Source organism: Pseudomonas emilianonis (assembly GCF_023072625.1).
Lineage (GTDB): Bacteria > Pseudomonadota > Gammaproteobacteria > Pseudomonadales > Pseudomonadaceae > Aquipseudomonas > Aquipseudomonas paraveronii.
In genome coordinates this window covers 1-6,740 of sequence record NZ_JAKNRV010000289.1, presented here as the reverse complement: position 1 = coordinate 6,740, position 6,740 = coordinate 1, and the positions used below count along the sequence as shown (strand labels likewise).

The 6,740-nt window shown below is 61.0% G+C and carries 6 protein-coding genes; 4 read left to right on the top strand and 2 right to left on the bottom strand.

Annotated elements, in window-relative coordinates; translation table 11 throughout:
- The 3 genes from L9Z73_RS22690 to L9Z73_RS22680 form a co-directional block, all read left to right on the top strand.
- Window positions 1–364, top strand: a 364-nt coding sequence (locus tag L9Z73_RS22690; protein WP_247405741.1) for a transporter substrate-binding domain-containing protein, incomplete at its 5' end; no start/stop codon positions are given.
- The gene (locus L9Z73_RS22685) at window positions 361–1,191 is read left to right on the top strand and encodes an amino acid ABC transporter permease (RefSeq protein WP_247405737.1); all 831 of its coding nucleotides are present in this window, start codon (window positions 361–363) and stop codon (window positions 1,189–1,191) included. The genes L9Z73_RS22690 and L9Z73_RS22685, both read left to right, overlap by 4 nt.
- Before the next feature lie 133 nt (window positions 1,192–1,324).
- Complete coding sequence (locus L9Z73_RS22680; protein ID WP_247405734.1) at window positions 1,325–2,617, top strand: autotransporter outer membrane beta-barrel domain-containing protein; 1,293 nt, start codon at window positions 1,325–1,327, stop codon at window positions 2,615–2,617.
- Between the two features lie 89 nt (window positions 2,618–2,706).
- Here L9Z73_RS22680 and oadA read toward each other — a convergent pair whose 3' ends face one another.
- On the bottom strand, window positions 2,707–4,515 hold the full coding sequence (oadA, locus tag L9Z73_RS22675; RefSeq protein WP_247405731.1) for a sodium-extruding oxaloacetate decarboxylase subunit alpha: 1,809 nt from the start codon (window positions 4,513–4,515) through the stop codon (window positions 2,707–2,709).
- 11 nt (window positions 4,516–4,526) lie between these two features.
- Complete coding sequence (locus L9Z73_RS22670) at window positions 4,527–5,942, bottom strand: acetyl-CoA carboxylase biotin carboxylase subunit (RefSeq protein WP_247405728.1); 1,416 nt, start codon at window positions 5,940–5,942, stop codon at window positions 4,527–4,529.
- A 211-nt stretch (window positions 5,943–6,153) separates the two neighbouring features.
- Between L9Z73_RS22670 and L9Z73_RS22665 the strand changes: the two genes are divergently transcribed.
- A partial coding sequence (locus tag L9Z73_RS22665) for a LysR family transcriptional regulator (protein ID WP_247405744.1) occupies window positions 6,154–6,740 on the top strand: 587 nt, incomplete at its 3' end.

The following is a 6,740-nucleotide window of genomic DNA, read 5'->3' as shown; positions in this document are numbered from 1 at the left end:
CTACCTGAACAAAAACCTGGTGATCGAAGGCGCCGAAGACACCCAACTGCAGTACCCGTTCGAGAACGTGCAGATTGCCCCCTATGACACCGACAACGTGGCTTTCCAGGACCTGGGCCTGGGCGCCGGTGTGCGCCTGGATGCGATCCTCACCAACCTGGTCACCGCCCAACCGCGCCTGAGCCAGGACAAGCGCTTCAAGCTGGCCGGCGAAGCGCTGTACGCCGAGCCCAACTCGGTGGCCATCGAAAAAGGCGACCCGCAGTGGGACAGCAAAGTCCGTGAAGTCTTTGCACAACTGAAACAGGACGGCACCTTGAGCAAGTTGTCGCAAAAATGGATCGGTGCCGACATCAGCCAATGACCGCATTCCCCACTCCGCCCAAGCCGCCGACAAGCGCGTCGCGGCTACAGCGACTCTTCGGTTTTCGCACGCGCCTGTACCTGACCTGGGCCGCGCTGTTTTGCCTGTTCGCCAGTTTCTTCCTGAGCTTTGACCTGAAGTTCTCGATCATCCTCGACAAGCTGCCCAATCTGGTCGGCGTGCATCTGGCACCCAACGGGTTTCTGCAAGGCGCGGCGCTGACCTTGTTTCTGTGCCTGTGCTCAATCGCGGCTTCGTCGGTACTGGGCTTTATCACCGCACTGGGGCGCCTGTCGAAAAGCGCGGTAGCCTTTGGCGTCGCGAGTTTCTATGCCTCGTTCTTTCGCGGTACGCCGCTGCTGATCCAGATCCTGCTGATCTATCTGGGCCTGCCGCAACTGGGCCTGGTGCCGGGCGCCATCGTCGCCGGGATCATCGCGCTGTCGCTGAACTACGGCGCCTACCTGAGCGAGATCTTCCGCGCCGGCATCCTCGGCGTACCCCACGGCCAACGGGAAGCCGCCCTGGCCCTGGGCATGCGCGACAGTGTGATCTTCTGGCACGTCACCCTGCCCCAGGCCATGCGCACCATCATCCCGCCCGCCACCAACCAGTTCATCTCAATGCTCAAGGACTCGTCCCTGATCTCGGTGATGGGCGTGTGGGAAGTGATGTTCCTCGCGCAGTCCTACGGCCGTTCCAGCTATCGCTATATCGAAATGCTCACCACGGCGGCGATTATTTACTGGGTGATGTCCCTCGGCCTGGAACTGATCCAGGCGCGCATGGAGCGGCATTACGGCAAGGGGTATGTGCGACGGGGGTGAGGACTTGTTCAGATGAGTTTTTAATCGCACCGCACTAGAGACAACTCCCGCAAACCAGGGGTCGAGAGCCTGACAGTTATCGCCCCGCCATCTCGCTAAATTTCCGGCCTCATTCATCAGAGGTTGGGATCACATGTCCTTTACACACCAACGACTTGTACTTGTCATGGCGCTTGCGATCAGCGCCGCCAGCCTTCAACAGGCCCAGGCGCGGGGCGATATCGAATACCGGCCGTATCATTTCCAACCCTATGACGCGCTTGATGCTGAGTGGGCCGACGCGTCGCCTGAAAAAGCCGAACCCATCGACGGTTACCTCACTGGGCAAGCCACCACGCACAATGGCCTGCAGGTCGCCAAGGCCCTGGAACCCGCGCTGATTAAATTGCTGGAGTCCGGCGAACTGACCTCCGAACAGATCAAAGAGTTGGAAAAGTTCGATGCCGCGCTCGCCAATCATCCCGGTGGCATTGGCGCGGCCCTTGAGCAATTGGCCGCCAGCCAGAACGCCAACCTCGCGGCCGCGACCCAAAACAGCACACAGCAACTGAGCACCCAACTGCTTTCGATCCTGCGCAGCCTGCCCGCCGACGACGATGGCCACTTCTGGGTCAAGGGCCTGGGCAACGACGGCACACTCGACAAAAAAGCCGGCAGCGCTGGCTTGAAACACGGCACCCAAGGCCTGTTGCTGGGTGCCGACTGGGCGCTGGACCACGCCTGGCGTGTCGGCGTGATGGGCGCCAAATCCAGCAGCCACCTCGACGCCCAGCGTTTCTCCGCCGACCTCGACAGCTGGCACCTGGGCGGCTACGCCGTGCGTCAGGACGGCCCGTTGGCCCTGCGCCTGGGGGCGATCTACAGCAGCCATGACGGGCAGAACAAGCGCAGCGTCAAGCTGCTCGATTACGCCGAGCAGCTCAGGGGTAATTACACCGCCCACAGCCAAACCGTCTTCTCCGAAATGGGTTACCAATTGGGCAGTGCGGATTTCAGCGTGGAACCCTTCGCCGGCCTCGGTTACCAGCGCTATCACCGCGACGGTTTCAAGGAGCGGGGTGGCCTGAGCGCGCTGAACGTCGGCTCACAAAACCAACAGAATCTGAGCAGCACTTTTGGCCTTCGCCTGGCGTCGCTGTATCGGTTCGATAATCAGATGAGCCTGACACCCCACCTCAGCACCCGTTGGAAACACCTCTACGGCGATGTCGACAGCCAGGTCCGCCAATCCTTTCGCTATACGCCGGTGCAAAGCGACGGCTTTACCCTCCAGGGCACGTCGCTGGACCGCAATAGCCTGAACGTCGAGGCCGGCCTGGACCTCGCACTGTCGCCGCAACACACCGTGGGCCTGACCTACGCCAACGAAACAGGCAACCATAGCCGCAATCAGGGCCTGATGGGCCAGTGGCAAATGAAGTTCTGACCCCCGCAGCACCCGACGGCCAAATGGCGCGCAAAAAAAAGGGGAGCACCTGCTCCCCCGAGGATTAAGCGGTAGTGTCGAAGGCTGGATCAGCCTTCGATTTCAATCAGGATTTCGCCAGGGTTCACCCGGTCGCCCTTGGCCACGTGAACGGCGGTCACCTTGCCGGCAATCGCTGCCTGCACTTCGGTTTCCATCTTCATCGCTTCAGTAATCAGCACCGCCTGGCCGGCCTTGACCACGTCGCCTGGCTTGACCAGCACGTCGACGATATTGCCTGGCATCGTGGTGCTCACATGGCCTGGCTCGGTGGCTTGCTTGCGCTTGCTGCCGCCACCGCCGACGAACTCGTTGAGCGGTTCGAACACCACTTCTTCGGGCATGCCGTCGATGGACAGGTAGAAGTGACGCTTGCCTTCAGCCTTCACGCCGACACCCGTGATGTCGACGCGGTAGCTTTCGCCGTGGACGTCGATGACGAACTCGGTCGGTACGCCTTCGCCACCGACACGGGCCACGCCGCCGGCTTCCGGGATCGGCAGCAGCACTTCAGGGGTCAGGGTGCCGGCGTCGCGTTCTTCGAGGAACTTGCGGCCAATGTCCGGGAACATGGCGTAGGTCAGCACATCTTCTTCAGACTTGGCCAACGCACCGATTTCACCGCGCAGCCTGGTCATTTCCGGCTTGAGCAGGTCGGCCGGGCGCACGTCGATCACGTCTTCGCTGCCGATGGCCTGGCGACGCAGTTGCTCGTTCACCGTGCCCGGCGCCTTGCCGTAGCCGCCTTGCAGGTAGAGCTTCACTTCGTTGGTGATGGTCTTGTAGCGCTCGCCGGCCAGCACGTTGAAGAACGCCTGGGTGCCGACGATCTGCGAGGTTGGGGTGACCAGCGGGGGGAAACCAAGGTCTTCACGCACGCGCGGAATTTCAGCCAGCACTTCGCCCATGCGGTTGAGTGCGCCCTGCTCTTTGAGCTGGTTGGCCAGGTTGGAAATCATCCCGCCCGGCACCTGGTTGACTTGCACGCGGGTGTCGACCGAGGTGAATTCGCTTTCGAACTGGTGGTACTTCTTACGCACGGCATAGAAGTACAGGCCGATTTCCTGCAACAGTTCCAGGTCGAGGCCGGTGTCGAATTCGCTGCCTTTAAGGGCCGCGACCATCGACTCGGTACCAGGATGGCTGGTGCCCCAGGCGAAGCTGGAGATGGCGGTGTCGATGTGGTCGGCACCGTTTTCGATGGCCTTGAGTTGGCACATCGCGGCCAACCCCGCCGTGTCGTGCGAATGGATGAACACCGGCAGGCTCTGCTCGGCTTTCAGCGCTTTGACCAACTCGCCAGTGGCATACGGCGTCAGCAGGCCGGCCATGTCCTTGATCGCCACCGAGTCGCAACCCATGGACTCCATTTGCTTGGCCTGGGCCACAAACGCGTCGATGGTGTGTACCGGGCTGGTGGTGTAGGCAATGGTGCCCTGGGCATGTTTGCCGGCGGCTTTGACCGCTTCGATGGCCACGCGCAGGTTACGCACGTCGTTCATCGCGTCGAAGATGCGGAACACGTCGATACCGTTGACGGCGGCCTTGGCGACGAAGGCTTTGACCACGTCGTCGCTGTAGTGGCGGTAGCCCAGCAGGTTCTGGCCGCGCAGCAGCATTTGCAGGCGGGTGTTAGGCAACGCGGCGCGCAGTTTGCGCAGGCGCTCCCACGGGTCTTCTTTCAGAAAGCGCACGCAGGCGTCGAAGGTCGCGCCGCCCCAGACTTCCAGGGACCAGTAGCCGACTTGGTCGAGCTTGTCGCAGATCGGCAGCATGTCTTCGGTGCGCATGCGGGTGGCCAGCAACGATTGGTGGGCGTCGCGCAGGATGGTGTCGGTGACAAAGATCTTCTTGCTCATTGTTATATTCCTCACAGGCCTGCGTGGGCGGCGATGGCGGCGGCGATGGCCAGGGCCAGCTCTTCGGGTTTGCGCTTGATCGAGTAGTTGGTCAGCTCGGGGTGGCTTTCCACAAAACTGGTGTTGAACTGGCCGCTGCGAAATTCCGGGTTGCGCAGGATTTCCTGGTAGTAGGCGGCGGTGGTTTTCACGCCTTGCAGGCGCATGTCATCCAGGGCACGCAGGCCACGGTCCATGGCTTCTTCCCAGGTCAACGCCCACACCACCAGTTTCAGGCACATGGAGTCGTAGAACGGCGGGATGGTGTAGCCGGTATAGATCGCCGTGTCGGTGCGCACGCCGGGGCCGCCGGGCGCGTAGTAACGGGTGATCTTGCCAAAGCTGGGCAGGAAGTTGTTCTTCGGGTCTTCGGCGTTGATGCGGAACTGCAACGCAAAACCACGGTGCTGGATGTCTTCCTGCTTCACCGACAGCGGCAGGCCCGAGGCGATGCGGATCTGCTCGCGAACGATGTCGATCCCGGTGATTTCTTCGGTGATGGTGTGTTCCACCTGCACCCGGGTGTTCATCTCCATGAAGTACACCTCGCCCTCGGCGAGCAGGAACTCCACGGTGCCGGCGTTCTCGTAACCCACGGCCTTGGCCGCGCGCACCGACAGGTCGCCGATGTAGGCGCGCTGTTCAGGGGTCAGTTGCGGGCTCGGGGCGATTTCGATGAGCTTCTGGTTGCGGCGCTGGATCGAGCAATCGCGCTCGAACAGATGCACCACGTTGCCAAAGCTGTCACCGAGGATCTGCGCTTCGATGTGCTTGGGATTGACGATGCATTTTTCCAGGAACACTTCCGCCGAACCGAAGGCCTTGGTGGCTTCGGAAATCACACGCGGGAAGGCTTGCTCCAATTCTTCGCGGCTGTTGCAACGACGAATGCCGCGACCGCCACCGCCGGAGGTGGCCTTGAGCATCACCGGGTAACCGATACGGTCGCCTTCGACGAGGGCTTCGGCGATGTCGGCGACGTTGCCTTCCGTGCCGGGAGTGACCGGTACGCCGGCCTTGATCATGCTGCGGCGCGCTTCGGTCTTGTCACCCATGCGGCGAATCACTTCCGCCGATGGACCGATGAATTTAATCCCACGCTCGGCGCAAATATCCGCCAATTCGGCGTTTTCCGACAGGAAGCCGTAACCAGGGTGCAATGCATCGCAACCGGTTTCCACGGCCAGGTTCACCAGCTTGCGCGGGTTCAGGTAACCGGCCAAGGGCTCGGTCCCGATGCTGTGGGCCTCGTCGGCACGCTTGACGTGCAACGCGTGGCGGTCGGCGTCGGAATAGACCGCGACCGAGCGAATGCCCATCTCGGCGCACGCACGCACGATTCGGACGGCAATTTCACCACGGTTGGCGATCAGGATCTTTTTTATCACTTGGAAATTCCCTTGAGCCGATTGCTGCGTTCTTCGACCCGCTAGACCCGGGTCGGCGCGTGACTAAATGTTTCAAGCCAGTCGCGAGACACACACTAAGCCCGTTGAGGGATTAACAAAAATCAATAATTATTGGGCCGTGCATAAGTAAAGACTTATAGTTGGCCGATTAGACGCGACCGAGGGGTTTTAAAAAATGCGTAAGTCATTGATGAGGCTGACATTACGTCAACTGCAGATTTTCAATGAAGTGTGTGATTTGCGCTCCTACAGCCGTGCGGCTGAGGAAATGTCCCTCACCCAGCCGGCCGTTAGCCTACAGATTCGCCAGTTGGAAGAGCTGATCGGCCAGCCACTGTTCGATTACGTCGGCAAGAAGCTCTACATGACCGAGGCGGCCGAAGCCCTGCAACGGGCCAGCCGCGATATTTTCGGGCGCCTGGAAAACCTCGATATGCAGTTGTCGGACATGCAAGGCTCGCTGCAGGGTCAGTTGAAACTGGCGGTGGAATCCAGCGCCAAGTACTTCGTGCCGCACCTGTTCGCCGCGTTCAAGCGCCTGCATCCGGAGGTGCAATTGCATCTGACGGTGGTCAACCGCGCCCAAGTGATCCGCCGACTGTCGGACAACCGTGACGACCTGGTGATCATGTCCATGGTGCCTCAGGACATGGGCCTCGAATTCCTGCCGTTCCTCAACAATCCGATTGTCGCCGTGGCGCCGCCCGACCACCCCTTGAGCCTGCAAGGACCGCTGCGCCTGAAAGACCTGGAGCCTTACACGCTGCTGCTGCGCGA

Excerpts from the sequence above, each read along its gene's own strand:
- L9Z73_RS22680 (WP_247405734.1), top strand. The coding sequence starts at position 1,325 with ATGTCCTTTACACACCAACGACTTGTACTTGTCATGGCGCTTGCGATC.
- L9Z73_RS22685 (WP_247405737.1), top strand. The coding sequence starts at position 361 with ATGACCGCATTCCCCACTCCGCCCAAGCCGCCGACAAGCGCGTCGCGG.
- oadA (WP_247405731.1), bottom strand. The coding sequence starts at position 4,515 with ATGAGCAAGAAGATCTTTGTCACCGACACCATCCTGCGCGACGCCCAC.